We start from the raw sequence: 16,838 nt of genomic DNA on the forward strand, positions 1-16,838 counted from the left end.
GCCTCCCCGCTCGAGTCTACGGGCGCGATCATGGACGCCCGCTGCGTCATCGGTACGGTCCCCGGGCGGCCGCGGGGCTCATCCGTCCGAGCGACCTGCAAGAGTGGATCCGTGCACGAGACCCGCATCGACGACCCCGCAGATCCTCGCCTGGACGACTACCGCGGGCTCACCGACACCGCGCTGCGCATTCGCGGCGATGTCGACAACGGTCTGTACATCGCCGAATCGCTCAAGGTCATCGAGCGCGCCGTGCGCGCGGGACACCGCCCTCGCTCCATCCTGACGCAGGAGCGCTGGTTGCGCGGCCTCCGCTCGCTCTTCAGCGGCGACGCCGAAGTCGAGGTCTACATCTGCCCGGACACGGTGGTCGAGGCGGTGGCCGGGTACCCGGTGCACCGCGGGGCGCTGGCGGCCATGCACCGGCCCGCGCTCCCGGCCCTCGCCGATGTCGTGCGCGGAGCCCGCACGATCCTGGTGCTGGAAGATCTCATCGAGCATCAGAACGTCGGATCCGCCTTCCGCGCGGCCGCGGCGCTCGGCGCCGACGCGGTGCTGGTCTCCGTGCGCTGCGCCGATCCGCTGTACCGCCGCAGTGTGAAGGTCAGCACGGGCACGGTGTTCCAGGTGCCGTGGACGCGTTTCGATGGCTGGGATGAACTGGCGCCGATCCTGCGGAGCGAGGGGATCCGGCTCGCCGCGCTCGCGCTCCGGGACGACGCCGAGACACTCGAGGCCTACGCCGCGCAGCGCCCGGAACGCGTGGCTCTGGCATTCGGATCCGAGGGCCCCGGCCTGACCGCCCAGGCGCTGGAGGTCGCGGACTCGGTGGTGACGATCCCCATGTCGGGCGGGGTGGACTCGCTCAACGTCGCCTCCACTGCGGCCGTCGCGCTCTGGGCACTGCAGCACGCGCCGCGCGACTGAACGGCCGCTCGCGTCGCGCGCACGCGGCCGGCTCATGCCATGTGGGACGACTCACTCGTCGTGCGGCAGCACCACCGGCATCGGCTCGGGGCGCTTGGCCTCGATGCTGTCCCCGGACGACTGGTGGCGCAGACGCCGCAGCACCCACGGCACCAGGTGCGTGCGCGCCCAGACCAGGTCCTCATTGCGTGCCTCGCGCCACGTGCGTGTGGGGAACGGGTCGGCGACCATCTCCTGCAGATCGCTGGGCACGTTCAAGGCGCGCAGCACCATGCGGGCGACCTCGTGGTGGCCGAGCGGGTTCATGTGCAGCCGGTCGTCGGCGAAGAAGCGCGGATCCTGGATGGACTTCAGACCCCACTGATCGGCGACGATGCAGTCGTGCCGTTCCGCGATCGCCCGCACGTTCTCGTTGTAGATCGCGACCTTGCCGCGGAACGGGCGGAACACCGGGGTGAAGTTCGTGTCGATGCCGGTGAACAGCACGATCGCGGCGCCGGTGCGATCCAGACGCGTGACCATGTCGTCCAGCAGCGCCGCGATCTCGTCGGGATCCGTTCCGGGGCGGATGACGTCGTTGCCTCCGGCGCACACTGTGATCAGGTCGGGGTTCAGTGCGATCGCCGGGGCGATCTGCTCGTCGCTGATCTGCCCGATGAGCTTGCCGCGCACGGCCAGGTTGGCGTACGCGAAGTCCTCGCTCTGCGCCCCGAGCACCTCGGCCACGCGATCGGCCCAGCCTCGATGGCCTCCGGGGACGGCCGGATCGGGGTCTCCGATGCCCTCGGTGAACGAGTCGCCGATCGCCACGTAGCGGTGCCACGGATGCGGCGTCTCGTTGGGGATGTACGGGGTGCGCGGTTCGTGACCGGACATGATCGTCTCCTCCTCGCGGGCGCCTGCGCGGCGCGGCACAGCATCCGAGACTACCCGCGCGCGGCGGCATCGGGGCGGACACCGCGGGCGAGGTTCGCTCATGGTCCGGGATGTCTCCGGCCTCGTCTATCGTGGAATCCCATGCTCTCCCCGTCCTTCCCTCAGCGCGCCCCTTGGGGTACCGCCGACAGGCTGAGGGCGTGGCAGCGCGAGGCCCTGGAGGAGTACTTCCGCGTTCCCGAGCGCCGGGACTTCCTCGTCGCCGCGACACCGGGCGCCGGCAAGACCACGTTCGCGCTCACGCTCGCCGTCGAACTGCTGCGCACGAACGAGATCGACCGCGTGATCGTGGTCGCGCCCACGGAGCACCTCAAGACGCAGTGGGCGGACGCCGCCGCGCGCGTGCACATCCGGCTGGATCCGCGTTTCCGCAACAGCCATTGGGCGCCCTCCCGGCAGTACCACGGCGTCGTCGTGACCTATGCGCAGGTCGCGGCGAAGTCGTCGGTGCACAAGCACCTCACGGAGGACGCGCGCACGCTCGTCATCCTCGACGAGGTGCACCACGGCGGCGACGCGCTCAGCTGGGGCGACGCCATCCGCGACGCCTATGGGCCGGCGAAGCGGCGCCTGCTCCTGAGCGGCACTCCGTTCCGCAGCGACACCGCCCCGATCCCGTTCGTCGAGTACCTCCCCGACGAGTCGGGTGCGCGGATCTCCAGCACCGACTACGCGTACGGGTACGGGCGAGCGCTGCAGGACGGCGTGGTGCGTCCCGTGCTGTTCCACATGTACGCGGGCAAGATGCGCTGGCGCACGAGCGCGGGCGACGAGCTCGAGGCGCACCTCGGTCAGGACAACACCAAGGACGTCACCTCCCAGGCCTGGCGTACGGCGCTGGACCCGGAGGGGGAGTGGATGCCTGCCGTGCTCTCGGCCGCCGACCGCCGGCTCACCGAGATCCGCCATCACGTCCCCGACGCGGGCGGTCTTGTACTGGCGACCGATCAGACCGTCGCCCGCGCGTACGCAAAGATCCTGCACTCGCTGACAGGGGAGCGCCCCACCGTGGTCCTGAGCGACGATGCGACCGCGTCGGAGCGGATCGAGAAGTTCAGCGCGTCGGGCGACCGCTGGATGGTCGCGGTGCGCATGGTGTCCGAAGGCGTCGACGTGCCCCGGCTCGCCGTCGGCGTCTACGCCACGTCGTCATCGACCCCGCTGTTCTTCGCGCAGGCGATCGGCCGCTTCGTGCGCGCCCGCCGTCGCGGCGAGGCCGCGAGCGTGTTCCTGCCCAACGTCCCCGTCCTCATGAAGCTCGCGAACGAGCTCGAGAGGCAGCGGGACCACGCGCTGGACAGGCAGTCGAAGGACGACGACGGCCTCGAGGACTCGCTGCTGGAGAGCGCGAACCGCGAGGACGAAGCCTCGGACGCACTCACCCAGGAGTTCAGCTATCAGGCGATCTCCTCGCTCGCGCACTTCGACCGCGTCGTCTTCGACGGCAAGGAGTTCGGCCAGCTCGCCGAGCCCGGCACGCCCGAGGAGGAGGAGTTCATCGGGATCCCCGGTCTGCTCGAGCCCGAGCACGTGCACGAATTGCTCATGCAGCGTCAGTCCCGGCAGTCGCGGTTGCGGGAAGCGCGCGAGGCCGTCACTCCCGCACCGACCACGACGCTGCCGGAGCCGCTGCATCGCACACTGCGTGAACAGAGGCAGCTGCTGAACAGCCTCGTCGGCGTCTATGCGCGCCAGACCGGCGATCCGCACGGTGCCGTGCACGCCGAGCTGCGCCGGCTGTGCGGCGGTCCCGCGGTCGCGCAGGCCACCGTGACCCAGCTGCAGTCTCGGATCGATCTGCTCCGGCGCCGCGTGCGCTCCTGAGCCAGCCGGCCGCTGAACCGTCCGGAAGGACGCGCCCGGAATCGGCCCCTGAGCCTGTCGAAGGGTTCGGATCCCCGAAATGCTGTCAATCCCCGTCCTGGCGCGGAATCCGCGGCTTCGGATCGATAGCGTGGAGCGGTTGCCCGACTCGTGAAGGACCTCATGAACAGCCCCGCCACTGCCCCTGCCGAGCCCACTGCGGCCGATCGCCGCCGCTGGGCGCGCTATCTCGTGGAGGAGCGCGCGGAGGCGCACGTCTATCAGCAGCTCGCTCAGCGTCGCGACGGCGAGGAGCGCGAGATCCTGCTCGAACTGGCCGCGGCCGAGGGACGCCACGAGGCGCACTGGCTCGAGCTGCTGGGCGGGGAGCCGCAACGTCTGCCGCGCCCCGGCCTGCGCGCCCGCATCCTCGGCTGGATGGCAGGCCGCTTCGGATCGATCTTCGTGCTGGCCCTCGCGCAGAGTGCCGAGGCGCGATCTCCGTACGACTCCGAGGTGTACGCCACTCCGGCGATGCGCGCCGACGAGAAGGTGCACTTCGAGGTGGTCCGCGGTCTCGCCGCACGCGGCCGGCGCCAGCTCTCCGGTTCGTTCCGGGCCGCGGTGTTCGGTGCGAACGATGGCCTGGTGAGCAACCTCGCGCTCGTGCTCGGCATCGGCGCCACGGGCGTGAGCAGCGGATTCGTGCTGTTCAGCGGCTTCGCGGGCCTGCTCGCCGGAGCACTCTCGATGGGCGCAGGCGAGTTCGTGTCCGTGCGCTCGCAGCGCGAACTGCTGGAGGCGACGGAGGAGAACGGGCACGGGGACGCCACCGCGAGCGACCTCGACCTCGATGAGAACGAGCTCGCCCTGGTGTACCGCGCCAGAGGCATGGACGCCGACGAGTCGCTGCAGCGCGCCCGCCGGGTCGTGAGCGCGGCCAAGGCGGGCATGGCGCAGCGCGCCACCGGGCCGTTGCGCGTGCCGACCGGCGACGGCGACGAGCATGAGATCATCGGCAACGCCTGGCCTGCTGCGATCTCGAGCTTCCTATTGTTCGCCTCCGGTGCGATCGTGCCGGTGCTGCCCTGGATCTTCGGCATGCAGGGCACTCCCGCGGTGCTCGTGGCCCTCGCCCTGGTCGGCGTCGCTCTGCTCGGCACCGGCGCGACCGTGGGTGTTCTGTCCGGCGGCCCGCCCCTGCGTCGCGGCCTGCGCCAGCTGGCGATCGGCTTCGGCGCGGCCGCGGTCACCTACGTGCTGGGTCTGCTCTTCAACGTCAGCATGGGCTGAACCCTCCGCGACGCGGCCGGCTGCGTATCGTCCGCCCGCTACGGCGCCCTGTTGTCAACCCGCTGGTCATGCTGCGTCTGCGCGCGCATCCTGGGCGCAGACGAAAGGAGCATGCGATGAGTGACCAGGGCAACCCGCACGACGAGTCGAACGCCGAACGTGAGGGTGTGCAGGACCAGACGCCGAGCCGCACCTCCCAGGAATCGGATGCAGGCGACCGCCGATCCGCAGACGAAGAAGGCCCCGGATCCTTTCGGACCCGGGGCCTTCCTACCAGCGTGCGCGAGGGGGGACTTGAACCCCCACGCCCTATTCGGGCACTAGCACCTCAAGCTAGCGCGTCTACCTATTCCGCCACCCGCGCTGGTGTTTTCGGCTGTTCCCAACCGAAGATCGAGATTAGCACGATCCGGGGGGCTGCTCGAACCAGGGTGCGCGTCGGGCGCGTCGCGCGGGTTCGATAGCCTGGTGCCATGCCCCAGCCGGATGCCGAACTTCCCGAGGTCGCGCGGATCGCCGCAGAGCTCATCCGCTTCGACACATCCAACTTCGGCGGTGGCGACGCGAAGGGCGAACGCGAGGCTGCGGAGTACGTCGGGGCGTACCTGGAGTCGCTCGGCCTGCAGCCGGAGTACTACGAGCCCATCCCGCGGCGCACCAACGTCATGGCGCGGGTGGAGGGTCGGAACCGGGACAAGCCGGCGCTCGTCGTGCACGGACATCTCGACGTCGTGCCGGCGATGGCCGGCGACTGGAGTGTGGATCCGTTCGCCGGCGTCGTGCGGGACGGCATGCTCTGGGGACGCGGCGCCGTCGACATGAAGAACATGAACGCCATGATCCTGACGTCGGTGGCTGAGATCCTGCGGGCGGGGGAGCAGCCCGAGCGTGACCTCATCCTGGCGTTCTTCGCCGATGAGGAGAACGGCGGCGTCGAAGGCTCTGCCCTCGTGGTGCAGAACCGTCCGGAATGGTTCGCCGGTGCGACCGAAGCGATCAGCGAGGTCGGCGGATACTCGATCCCCGTCGGTGACCAGCGCGCCTACCTGCTGCAGGTCGGCGAGAAGGCGCTGATGTGGATCCGCCTCATCGCGAAGGGCAGGGCCGGGCACGGCAGCCGCTTCCACCCCGACAACGCCGTGACGAAGCTCGCCGAGGCCGTGGCCACGATCGGACGTACGGCGTGGCCGATCCAGCTCACCGACACGACCCGCGAATTCCTCGATCGCATGAGCGCCCTGACCGGCGTTCCTGTGGACGATCCCGATGCCCTCGCCGCGACGGCGGGCCCCGCGGAGGCGTTCCTGCGCTCCACACTGCGCACGACCACGAACCCCACGGTGCTGCAGGCCGGCTACAAGCACAACGTGATCCCCGAGCGCGCCGAGGCGCTCGTCGATGTGCGAGTGATCCCGGGGCAGGAGGAAGACGTGCTCGCGCAGCTGCGTGCGCTCGTCGGCGACGACATCGAGCTGGAGATGGTCGTGCAGGACATCGGCATGGAGACCCCGTTCGCCGGTCCACTCGTCGATGCCATGGTGGCGGCGCTCGAGCGGCACGATCCGGGTGTCCCGGTCATCCCGTACCTGCTCGGCGCCGGCACCGACAACAAGGCGCTCGCCTTCCTCGGCATCACGGGCTACGGCTTCGCGCCGCTCAGGCTGCCGGCCGACCTGGACTTCACCGGCATGTTCCACGGCGTGGACGAGCGGGTGCCGATCGACTCCCTCGTCTTCGGGCAGCGCGTTCTGACCGACCTCTTGCGCACCTACTGACCGCCGCTGCGGATCACGACCACACACCGACCCGCGCGAGCCTGCGCACGACGCGAAAGCGATCCATGCACCTTCTCGAAGCCATCTTCCTGGGGATCGTGCAGGGACTCACCGAGTTCCTGCCGATCTCCTCCAGCGCACATCTGCGGATCGTCGGCGCCTTCCTGCCGAGCGCGCAGGATCCCGGTGCGGCGTTCACCGCGATCACGCAGATCGGCACCGAGGCGGCGGTCGTGGTGTTCTTCTGGCGCGACATTGTGCGCATCGTCGGGCGCTGGTGGTCGGCGCTGATCGGCCGCATTCCGCGCAACGACCCTGACGCCCGGATGGGCTGGCTGATCATCATCGGCAGCATCCCGATCGTCGTGCTCGGGTTGGTGTTCAAGGACCAGATCGAGACCGTGTTCCGCTCGCTGTGGCTCGTCGCGATCATGCTGATCGTCTTCGGTGGTCTGCTCGGTGTCGCCGACGCGATCGGGGCGCGGCGCCGCACCCTCAAGGACCTCACCCTCGGACACGGCATCGTGTACGGGCTCGCCCAGTCCCTCGCGCTGATCCCCGGGGTGTCCCGGTCCGGCGGCACGATCACGGCAGGGCTCCTGCTCGGCTACGAGCGCGAGGCAGCCGCGCGCTACGCGTTCCTGCTCGCCATCCCCGCCGTGTTCGGATCCGGCGTCTACCAGGCGGTGAAGAGCATCGGCGAGCCGAGCGTGTTCTCCGCCGGCGAGACGCTCGCCGCGACGGGCATCGCCTTCGTCGTGGGCCTGGGCGTGATCGCGTTCTTCATGCGCTGGATCTCCCAGCGCAGCTTCCTGCCGTTCGTGGTCTACCGGATCCTGCTCGGCATCGTGCTCATCGTCCTGCTCTCGCTCGGCGTGATCAAGCCCTGAACGGCCACAGGATCGCTCCCTGAGCCCGTCGACGCGGCCAGGCGGGTGCGGCTCGTCAGCGCTTGTGCTCGCCCGGGCCCTCGCCGTTGCGGCGGAAGAATCGCTCGAAGGCCTGCGCGATGGCCTCGCCGGAGGCGTCGGGCGACTCCCAGGTGTCGCGCTTCGTCTCGAGCTGCGCGATGTAGGCGGCCATCTCCTCGTCCTCCGCGGCGGCCGCGTCGATGGTCGCCTCCCACATGGCGGCCTCGGTGGACAGCGATCCCCGGGGCACATCGACCCCGGTCACCTCGTGCAGCCGGTCCAGCAGCGCCAGCGTGGCCTTCGGGGACGAACCGCCGGTCTGCACGTAATGCGGCACGTTGGCCCACAGCGACAGGGCGGGGATTCCGGCCTGCTCCGCGGCGTGCTCGAGCGCTGAGAGGATGCCGATCGGGCCCTCGTACGTCGAGCGCTCGATCCCGAGCGCCTCGCGGACCTCGGCGTTCTCGCTCGACGCGAAGATCGAGATCGGTCGCGTGTGCGGCACGTCGGAGAGCATCGCGCCGAGGGTCACGAATCCGGTGACGTCCTCGCTCAGCGCCGCGTCGATGAACTCCGCGCTGAACGCCTGCCACGCGCGGGCGGGTTCGGTGCCCGTGAGCAGCCAGAGTCGCGGCTCAGCGCCGTCCGCGCTCCCCGCGGGCCGCAGCATCCGCGCCGAGGGCCAGCGCAGGCTGCGGTTGCCCTCCTGGTCGCGTTCCAGCGTCGGGCGGGCCCACTGGTAGTCGAAGTACAGCTCCGGATCCGCCGCGTGCACGACGTCATAACCGCCGTCGTCGATCTGCTCGGCGGCGGCCGACGCGGCCTCACCGGCGTCGTTCCAGCCGTCGAAGGCGGCGACGACGATCCGGGTTCCGAGTACCTGCACGGTGTTCCTTCCTGCGGCGACCTGCGCCGCGTGTTCCGTCCAGGCTAGTCCCCACCACCATCGGCGGCGCGGCCCGCCGGTACGATGGGGGAGTGAATCAGCACCCTCGCGCGGTCCTCTGGGACATGGACGGAACCCTTGTCGACACCGAACCGTACTGGATGGACGCCGAGACCGATCTCATCGAGTCCTTCGGCGGCACCTGGACGCATGAGCAGGCGCTGCAGCTGGTCGGCAACGGCCTGATCGACAGCGCGATCATCCTCCAGGGCGCCGGGGTGAAGATGGGCGCTCAGGAGATCGTCGACGAACTCACCGAGCGTGTGCGCGTGCGCCTGCAGCAGGACGGCGTGCCCTTCCGACCGGGCGCACGCGAGCTGCTGCGCGAGCTGCGCGCGGCGGGCATCCCGACGGCGCTCGTCACCATGTCGCTGCGGAGGATGGCCGAGGACATCGTCTCGCTCATCGGCTTCGATGCCTTCGATGTGATCGTGGGCGGTGACGACGTCGAGCGGCCCAAGCCCTTCCCCGACCCGTATCTGCGGGCCGCCGACGCGCTCGGCGTCGACATCGCCGACACGGTGGCGCTCGAGGACTCGCCGACCGGCCTGCAGGCGGCGCTGTCCGCCCGTGCGGTGGCGATCGGCATCCCGCACATCGTCGAGCTGGACGGACTCGGGGCCGACGCGATCTGGGAGTCGCTCGCAGGCCGCAGTGTCGACGATCTCCTCGCCGAGTTCACTCGCGTCCGCTCGCTCCGTGCGGAGGCCGCGCTGTGACCGCGCAGCGGCCGAGCGGGCCGTTCCGCGAGGGCGACCGCGTGCAGCTGACCGGTCCCAAGGGGCGGATGCACACGATCACGCTGCGCGCGGACGGGGAGCTGCACACCCACCACGGCGTACTACGGCACCGCGACCTGATCGGCCTCCCCGACGGATCGGTCGTGGAGAACAGCTCCGGCAACGAATACCTGGCGCTGCGCCCGCTGCTGCGGGACTTCGTGATGTCGATGCCACGCGGTGCCGCGATCGTGTACCCGAAGGACGCTGCGCAGATCGTCACCCAGGCGGACATCTTCCCCGGCGCGACCGTGGTCGAGGCCGGTGTCGGGTCCGGAGCGCTCTCGCTCTCGCTTCTGCGTGCCATCGGGCCGACGGGGCGACTGGTCTCGTTCGAGCGCCGGGACGACTTCGCCGAGGTGGCGAGCGCCAACGTCGAGACCTTCCTGGGTGAGCTCCCGGACTCCTGGCGGATCGTCGTGGGCGACCTTCAGCAGGAGCTCGGCGCCGTGTTCGAGCCGGGCACGGTCGACCGCGTGTTGCTCGACATGCTTGCGCCGTGGGAGTGCATCGATGCCGTCGCCGAGGCTCTTGCTCCCGGCGGAGTGGTGCTCTGCTACATCGCCACGGCGACGCAGCTCTCCCGCGTCGCGGAGTACGTGCGCGGCACGGGTCTGTTCACAGAGCCCGAGTCCTCGGAGACCATGGTCCGCGGCTGGCATGTCGAGGGCCTGGCGGTGCGACCCGATCACCGCATGGTCGCGCACACGGGCTTCCTCATCACCGCACGTCGTCTCGCCCCCGGCGCCATCCCGCCCGACGTGAAGCGCCGCGCCGCCAAGAAGCCCAGCTACGGCGATGAGGACGTGGAGGCATGGACCCCCGGCGCCGTCGGCGATCGCGAGATCACCGACAAGAACCTGCGCAAGCGCGTCCGCGAGGCGCAGCGGGCCGCCGGCGGCGCGCGCCTCGCCGCATCGCACGACGCGGATGCCGAAGGGGCCGAGGCGGGCGATCCGTCCGCATAGACTGGAGCGCGTGCGTAAGACTGCCGCTGCTCTGATCACCCTCGGCCTCGCCGCCCTCGCGCTGGCCGGCTGCTCCGCAGGCCCCTCGTTCGCCGGGAAGGCCTGCCCGACGCAGCCGAGTTCGTCCGGGCTCACCGACTCCGTGACGGTGAAGGGCGACTTCGGCGCCGAGCCGACCGTCACCATCGCGTCGCCCACCAAGGTGCAGAAGGCGAGCGTCGACGATCTCATCGTCGGCACCGGCACTCCGATCACGGCGAAGAACCAGCCGATCGTCGTCGACATCGCGCTGTACGACGCGCGGACCGGGCAGAAGATCGGCGCGACCGGTTTCGACAAGACGACGGCCGCTTCGGACGTGAACACCCTGGCATCACAGGCCAAGCCGCTCGGCGACGCGCTGCAGTGCGCCACCGCCGGATCGCGGCTGCTGGTAGGTTTCCCCGCCGGGACCGCGGCCGAGGGGGCCGCGGTCGCGGTGCTCGACGTGCGCACGGTGTTCCTGCCGCACGCGGAGGGCTCGCTGCAGTACAACGACGCGCTGGGCCTGCCCACCGTCGTGCGCGCCCCGGACGGGCGCCCCGGCATCATCGTCCCGGACGCGAAGAAGCCCGCCAAGCAGGTGGTGCAGACACTCATCCGCGGCGAGGGTCAGAAGGTGAAGAAGACCGACGGCGTCCGCGTGCAGTTCACCAGCGTGGACTGGGACACCCGCAAGGTGGTCAACAGCACGTGGGACTCCCAGTCCGCGGTGATCTCCGGTGCCGCGGGCATCGAGGGCCAGACCGTCGGATCGCAGGTCCTCCTGATCGTTCCGCCTGCGGATGCGAGCGCGGGTACCGGTGCCGACGGCAACGGCACGCAGGCGATCGTCGTCGACATCCTCGGCATCGACGACTCCGCCACGACGGGTCAGTAGATGGCGGAACGGATCCCCGCGGAGGAGCGTCTGACGAATCTCGTCGTGGCGCTCATGGCCACGGAGATCGGGCTGACCAAGCAGCAGATCCTCGCGTCCGTCTCGGGATACCGCCAGCGGGCGGAGGGCAAAGCGGACGCCCTGGACAAGATGTTCGAGCGTGACAAGGAAGAGCTGCGCTCGCTCGGCATCCCGATCGAGACGCTGGGCGATCACGCCGATCCGAACGATCTGCGCGAAGCCCGCTATCGCATTCCGAAGGCGGAATACGATCTGCCCGTCGACATAGAGTTCACGCCGGCCGAGCTCGCCGTGCTGCGCCTGGCCGGCAGCGTCTGGAGTGAGGAGTCGCTGTCCGCCGACGCCCAGGCGGGGGTGCGCAAGATCCGCGCCCTGGGGATCGACGTGGACGAGCCGATCATCGGCTTCGCGCCGCGCATCACCGCGCGCGAGGCCGCCTTCGCCCCGTTGCAGGGTGCGATCGAACGCAGTGTCTCCGTCGCCTTCGATTACCTGAAGCCGGGGGAGCAGGCTCCCCGACGCCGCCGTGTGCAACCGCTCGCCCTCGTGGAATACGAGGCGCGCTGGCACGTGTTCGGTCGGGATGTGGATGCCGAAGGCGATCGCATGTTCCTCCTCACCCGCATCGTGGGCGACGTCACGGTCACGAACAACGCGTTCCCCGCCGAAATGCGCGAGGGCGCGGGGGAGCGGGCACTTGCGAGCCTCGAGGCCGTCGCCGCTGCGCACTCGGCCCTGCTGGAGGTCACGCCCGGAACGGAGGCGGCGCTCCGCCTCGGCCGGCGTGCCGAGCCGGCTGCGCAGGGCATCCGCGTGCGCTACGTCGATCTGCACATCTTCGCGGACGAGCTCGCCTCGTACGGGCCGGAGGTCCGCGTGGTGGAACCCGCCGTGCTCCGCGACGCGGTGATCGTGCGTCTGCGCGCGGCGGCCGCGGCGCATGCAGACGCGAAGGACGGGGAATGATGGCGCAGCGCAAGCCCCTGCTGAGCTCGGACCGCGTCCGCGCCTATCTCACGCTCGTTCCCTATCTGCTCGAACGCGGCGAGGTCTCGCTGGCCGAGGCAGCAGCCGAGTTCGACATGACCGAGGCGCAGATGCGCGCCATGGTGGAGAAGCTCACGGTGATCGGCCTGCCCGGAGACGAGGGCTATTGGCAGGCGCCGCAGGAGCTGTTCGACATCAACTGGGACCTGCTGGATGAGCAGGGGATCATCGAGATCACCAACGATGTCGGCCTGCGCCGCGTGCCGAAGTTCACCGCTCGCGAAGCCGCGGCCCTGGTCGCGGGCCTGCAGCTGGCCTCGGCGGTGCCGGGCGTCGCCGACTCCACTGTCGTGCAGGCGCTCATCGCGAAGCTGTCCAGGGGCGCCGCCGGCCTGCCGGCGGACGTCATCGTCGCACCGGGTCCGGTCGATGAAGTCCGCACTGTCGTCGCGACCGCCCTGAAAGAGCACGTCGCGGTGTCGTTCACGTACCGCGCGCCCGACGCGGCGCCCACGACCCGCACCGTGGACCCGGTGACGGTCCTGATCACGAACGGGCAGTGGTACCTGCAGGGCTGGTGCCATCTGCGCCGCGCGATGCGCACCTTCCACCTGGACCGCGTCAGCGAGCCGCGGCTCACCGACATCGCGATCGCGCACGGCGACGAACCCGTGCCCGAGCTGTTCGCCGGGGACGGGGAGAGCGACGAGGCGGTGATCCGCTTCCCGGAGCGCCTCGCGCCGCTGCTGCGGGACTATCTGCGCCGCGCCGAGGCCGGCGTCCAGGACGATTCCATGACCGCTACGCTGCATGTGGGGGATCCGCTCAGCCTCAAGCGGCTTGCCGCTCGTTTCGGCGGTGCGGTGGAGATCCTCGAACCCGCATCGGCGCGTTGCGCCGCTCGGGAATGGGCCGTCGCAGCACTTGCGCTGTACTCCGAACAAACCAACCCGCAGTCACGGTAGACTGTGCGCAACACCCGATCCATCAAGGGAGATCATCATGTTCGCCGGACTCAACGGATGGCATCTGGTCATCATCCTCGCCGTCATCCTGCTGTTGTTCGGCGCGGCCAAGCTTCCCGCGCTCGCCAAGAGCATGGGCCAGTCTGCTCGCGTCTTCAAGGGTGAGATGAAGGCGATGAAGGACGAGGACGCAGCAGCTTCCGCGACGGACGCCGCCGCATCGACCCAGGCGCCCGCGACGACCGCTCTGCCGACCCCGGTGCAGAACGCGGCCGACACCACCGCCGTCAACCCGCCGCACGACGCCGGTACCCAGCGCTGACGGGCGTGACCGACGCGTCACCGGCGACGAAGGGGCGGAAGCCGCGTCGCGACAGCACCATGCCCCTGGCCGGGCATCTCATCGAGTTGCGCAAGCGACTCGTCTTCGCCGCCGGCGCTCTCGTCCTCGGCATGGTGATCGCGTTCTTCGTCACCGACCCGATCCTGCACTTCGTCACCGGGCCCATCCGTCAGGTCGCCGAGGAGCGGGGCAAGGACCTCGTCGGGTTCACGTTCTCGTCGGTGACCGCGCCGTTCGACCTGCGCATGCGGATGGCGTTCTCGATCGGCATCTTCCTCTCCGCGCCCGTGTGGCTGTGGCAGATCTGGGCCTTCATCATGCCCGGTCTCACGCGGAAGGAGATCAGGTACACGATCGGTTTCGTCGCGTCGGCCGTCCCGTTGTTCTTCGCCGGTTGCTACGTGGGCGTCCTGGTCATGCCGCACATCATCGAGTTGATGGCGGGCTTCACACCTGAAGGTGCGCAGAACCTCTACAACGCGCAGGATTACTACGACTTCATCTTCAAGCTGATGATCGTCATCGGGGTCTCCTTCATCATCCCGGTGTTCCTCGTGGCCCTGAACTTCGCCGGTATCATGTCCGGCCGGGCGATTCTGAAGGCCTGGCGGATCGCGATCCTGATCGCGTGCCTGTTCGCGGCCCTGGCGACGCCCGCCGCCGACGTGGTGAGCATGCTCATGCTCGCCGGCATCCTGATCGTGCTGTACTTCGCGGCAGCAGGGCTGTCGATGCTCTTCGACAGGCGCAAGCACAAGCGCCAGCAGGAGTTCCTCGAGGAGTCCACGGTATGACGTCGCCGGCGGATCGATACGCCGCCGCCCGCGCCGCTCAGGACCACCCCGCCACGACCGCATTCGCGGCGATGCAGCGCTTCCAGCTGGATCCGTTCCAGATCGAGGGCTGCCATGCCCTGGAGCGCGGCAGCAGCGTGCTCGTTGCGGCTCCGACCGGTGCCGGCAAGACGATCGTGGGCGAGTTCGCGATCCACCAGGCGATGTCGACTCCGGCGGACAAGGCGTTCTACACGACGCCGATGAAGGCGCTGTCGAACCAGAAGTTCCGCGAGCTCGTCGACGTGTACGGCGCGGACCAGGTGGGTCTGCTCACCGGTGACGTCAACATCAACGGCTCGGCCCGCATCGTGGTGATGACCACCGAGGTGCTGCGCAACATGATCTACGCGGATTCCCGCGCCCTCGAGGATCTCCGCTACGTGATCATGGACGAGGTGCACTACCTCGCCGACCGCTTCCGCGGCGCGGTGTGGGAAGAGGTCATCATCCACCTCCCGCAGAGCGTGCGGCTCGTCGCGCTGAGTGCGACGGTGTCCAACGCCGAGGAGTTCGGCGATTGGCTGGACACGGTCCGCGGCAATACCGAGGTGATCGTCTCCGAGATCCGTCCGGTGCCTCTGGAGCAGCACGTGCTCGTGCGAGACGACCTGCTCCCGCTGTTCGACGACCGCGCCGGGATCGCGACCGCGCAGGTCAACCAGGAGCTGCTCCGGATCCGCTCGTTCGGTGGGGCCAATTACGAGCGCAACCGCGATGCCCAGCAGTACCGCAGTGCGCGCCACGCGGGTGCCCAGGGGAGACGACCGCAACGCGGGGGCAAGCGCCCCGTGCGCTCGGCCAATGTGCGCCGCATCGAGCGGCTCGACCGCCCCCAGGTCGTGGACCTGCTGGACCGCGCGAACCTGCTGCCGGCGATCTTCTTCATCTTCAGCCGCGTCGGCTGCGATTCCGCGGTGCAGCAGGTGCGGCGCTCCGGGCTGCGGCTGACCACGGTGGAGGAGCGTCGCGAGATCCGCGCGATCGTCGAGGATCGGGTGCGCACCCTGCGCGACGAGGACCTCGCGGTGCTCGGTTACTGGGACTGGCTGGACAACCTGGAGCGCGGTGTCGCCGCGCACCACGCGGGGCTGCTGCCGGCGTTCAAGGAGGTCGTCGAAGACCTCTTCAAGCAGCGCCTGCTCAAGGTCGTCTTCGCGACGGAGACGCTCGCCCTGGGCATCAACATGCCGGCGCGCACTGTCGTGCTCGAGCGCATGGAGAAGTTCAACGGTGAAGCGCGGGTCGCGATCACTTCGGGGGAGTACACCCAGCTCACGGGTCGTGCCGGCCGCCGCGGCATCGACGTCGAGGGGCATGCCGTCGTGCAGTGGACCGAGGGCATGGACCCGCAGGCCGTCGCCGCCCTCGCCTCGCGGCGCACCTACCCGCTGAACTCCAGCTTCCGGCCCACATACAACATGGCGGTGAACCTGCTGGACCGGTTCGGGCGCAACCGCTCTCGTGAGGTCCTCGAGTCGTCGTTCGCCCAGTTCCAGGCCGACCGCGCGGTCGTCGGACTCGCGCGCACGGTGCGCGAAGCCGAAGCATCGCTCGAGGGCTACCTCGGGTCGATGACCTGCGACCGTGGTGACTTCACGGAGTACTCGGGGATCCGGCGCGAGCTCAGCGATCTGGAGAAGAAGAACCGCGCCGATCAGCAGGCGCCGCGCGCGGTGCGCGAGAAGCGACTGCATCAGATCGAGTCGCTCCGTCGCGCGATGCAGCGCCATGCCTGCCACCGCTGCCCGGATCGCGAACAGCATGCGCGTTGGGCTGAGCGGTACTGGAAGCTCAAGCGGGAGACCGACCGCACCCGACGCCAGATCGAGAACCGCACGGGCACGGTCGCCCGCGTCTTCGATCGGGTGCTCGACGTGCTCGCCGAGGTCGGCTATGTGCAGGGGAGCGGAGACCAGCTCACCCTCACCGACGCGGGCCGCACCATGCAGCGCATCTACGGGGAGCGGGACCTGCTCGTGGCGGAGTCACTCCGGCGGGGACTGTGGGACGGTCTGGACGCGCCGTCCCTCGCCGCCATGGCCTGCGCCCTCGTCTACGAACCCCGGCGCGACGACGGCTCGATCGACCCCCGCGATCTGCCACGCGGCCGCTTCCGCATCGCCTGGGAGCGCACGCAGGAGCTCTGGGCAGAGCTCGACGACCTCGAGCACGACAACCGGCTACCAGGATCCGATCGTCCCTCGGCGGGACTCGCCGGCGCGATGCACGCCTGGGCGCGGGGGATGTCGCTCGATGCCGTGCTGGAGGATGCCGACATGGCAGCCGGGGACTTCGTGCGCTGGGCGAAGCAGACCATCGACCTGCTGGACCAGCTCTCCATCGTCGCGCCGAACGCCGACACCGCGCGCACGGCCCGTGCCGCGCTCGACGGTGTCCGCCGCGGCATCGTCGCCTACTCCTCGATGTGA

General features: G+C 69.7%; 15 protein-coding genes and 1 tRNA gene. 13 read left to right on the forward strand and 3 right to left on the reverse strand.

Annotation, left to right across the window (positions count from 1 at the left end):
• Positions 1-111: 111 nt before the first annotated feature.
• Positions 112-927 (forward strand): TrmH family RNA methyltransferase, encoded by an 816-nt coding sequence (locus AB4078_RS02840; protein WP_441975871.1) that lies wholly within the window; start codon positions 112-114, stop codon positions 925-927.
• A gap of 51 nt (positions 928-978) precedes the next feature.
• Here AB4078_RS02840 and AB4078_RS02845 read toward each other — a convergent pair whose 3' ends face one another.
• Positions 979-1,803, reverse strand: coding sequence for an SGNH/GDSL hydrolase family protein (locus AB4078_RS02845; protein ID WP_441975872.1), 825 nt, complete (start codon positions 1,801-1,803; stop codon positions 979-981).
• Between the two features lie 141 nt (positions 1,804-1,944).
• Here AB4078_RS02845 and AB4078_RS02850 point away from each other — a divergent pair, with 141 nt between their 5' ends.
• Positions 1,945-3,687 carry a DEAD/DEAH box helicase gene (locus tag AB4078_RS02850; protein ID WP_441975873.1) on the forward strand — a complete coding sequence of 581 codons (1,743 nt, stop codon included), beginning with the start codon at positions 1,945-1,947 and terminating at the stop codon, positions 3,685-3,687.
• A 162-nt stretch (positions 3,688-3,849) separates the two neighbouring features.
• Entirely contained in the window at positions 3,850-4,959 is a 1,110-nt protein-coding gene (locus AB4078_RS02855) for a VIT1/CCC1 transporter family protein (RefSeq protein WP_441975874.1), read from the forward strand.
• A gap of 279 nt (positions 4,960-5,238) precedes the next feature.
• Here AB4078_RS02855 and AB4078_RS02860 read toward each other — a convergent pair.
• Positions 5,239-5,323 (reverse strand) — tRNA-Leu (locus AB4078_RS02860).
• Positions 5,324-5,432: 109 nt separating this feature from the next.
• Between AB4078_RS02860 and AB4078_RS02865 the strand changes: the two genes are divergently transcribed.
• Both AB4078_RS02865 and AB4078_RS02870 read left to right on the forward strand, forming a co-directional pair.
• Positions 5,433-6,734, forward strand: a complete 1,302-nt coding sequence (locus AB4078_RS02865) for a M20/M25/M40 family metallo-hydrolase (RefSeq protein WP_441975875.1) — start codon at positions 5,433-5,435, stop codon at positions 6,732-6,734.
• Between the two features lie 65 nt (positions 6,735-6,799).
• Complete coding sequence (locus tag AB4078_RS02870) at positions 6,800-7,624, forward strand: undecaprenyl-diphosphate phosphatase (RefSeq protein WP_441975876.1); 825 nt, start codon at positions 6,800-6,802, stop codon at positions 7,622-7,624.
• Positions 7,625-7,679: 55 nt separating this feature from the next.
• Here AB4078_RS02870 and AB4078_RS02875 read toward each other — a convergent pair whose 3' ends face one another.
• Positions 7,680-8,531 carry a PAC2 family protein gene (locus AB4078_RS02875; protein ID WP_441975877.1) on the reverse strand — a complete coding sequence of 284 codons (852 nt, stop codon included), beginning with the start codon at positions 8,529-8,531 and terminating at the stop codon, positions 7,680-7,682.
• A 92-nt stretch (positions 8,532-8,623) separates the two neighbouring features.
• Between AB4078_RS02875 and AB4078_RS02880 the strand changes: the two genes are divergently transcribed.
• From AB4078_RS02880 to AB4078_RS02915, 8 genes are read left to right on the forward strand one after another with little or no spacing between them, the layout of a single operon-like run.
• Complete coding sequence (locus tag AB4078_RS02880) at positions 8,624-9,310, forward strand: HAD family hydrolase (RefSeq protein ID WP_441975878.1); 687 nt, start codon at positions 8,624-8,626, stop codon at positions 9,308-9,310.
• On the forward strand, positions 9,307-10,338 hold the full coding sequence (locus AB4078_RS02885; protein WP_441975879.1) for a tRNA (adenine-N1)-methyltransferase: 1,032 nt from the start codon (positions 9,307-9,309) through the stop codon (positions 10,336-10,338). The genes AB4078_RS02880 and AB4078_RS02885 overlap by 4 nt, the downstream gene beginning before the upstream one ends.
• A 10-nt stretch (positions 10,339-10,348) precedes the next feature.
• A complete protein-coding gene (locus AB4078_RS02890) occupies positions 10,349-11,257 on the forward strand; it encodes an FKBP-type peptidyl-prolyl cis-trans isomerase (protein ID WP_440731720.1) in 909 nt (302 codons plus the stop codon).
• On the forward strand, positions 11,258-12,244 hold the full coding sequence (locus AB4078_RS02895) for a helix-turn-helix transcriptional regulator (RefSeq protein ID WP_441975880.1): 987 nt from the start codon (positions 11,258-11,260) through the stop codon (positions 12,242-12,244).
• Positions 12,241-13,230, forward strand: coding sequence for a helix-turn-helix transcriptional regulator (locus tag AB4078_RS02900; protein WP_441975881.1), 990 nt, complete (start codon positions 12,241-12,243; stop codon positions 13,228-13,230). The genes AB4078_RS02895 and AB4078_RS02900 overlap by 4 nt, the downstream gene beginning before the upstream one ends.
• A gap of 37 nt (positions 13,231-13,267) precedes the next feature.
• A complete protein-coding gene (gene tatA / locus AB4078_RS02905; protein ID WP_440731723.1) occupies positions 13,268-13,552 on the forward strand; it encodes a Sec-independent protein translocase subunit TatA in 285 nt (94 codons plus the stop codon).
• Between the two features lie 59 nt (positions 13,553-13,611).
• On the forward strand, positions 13,612-14,367 hold the full coding sequence (gene tatC, locus AB4078_RS02910; RefSeq protein ID WP_440732427.1) for a twin-arginine translocase subunit TatC: 756 nt from the start codon (positions 13,612-13,614) through the stop codon (positions 14,365-14,367).
• Positions 14,364-16,838 carry a DEAD/DEAH box helicase gene (locus AB4078_RS02915; RefSeq protein ID WP_441975882.1) on the forward strand — a complete coding sequence of 825 codons (2,475 nt, stop codon included), beginning with the start codon at positions 14,364-14,366 and terminating at the stop codon, positions 16,836-16,838. Before tatC ends, AB4078_RS02915 begins: the two co-directional genes overlap by 4 nt.

This window comes from Microbacterium sp. 2MCAF23 (assembly GCF_052115565.1).
Classification (GTDB): domain Bacteria; phylum Actinomycetota; class Actinomycetes; order Actinomycetales; family Microbacteriaceae; genus Microbacterium.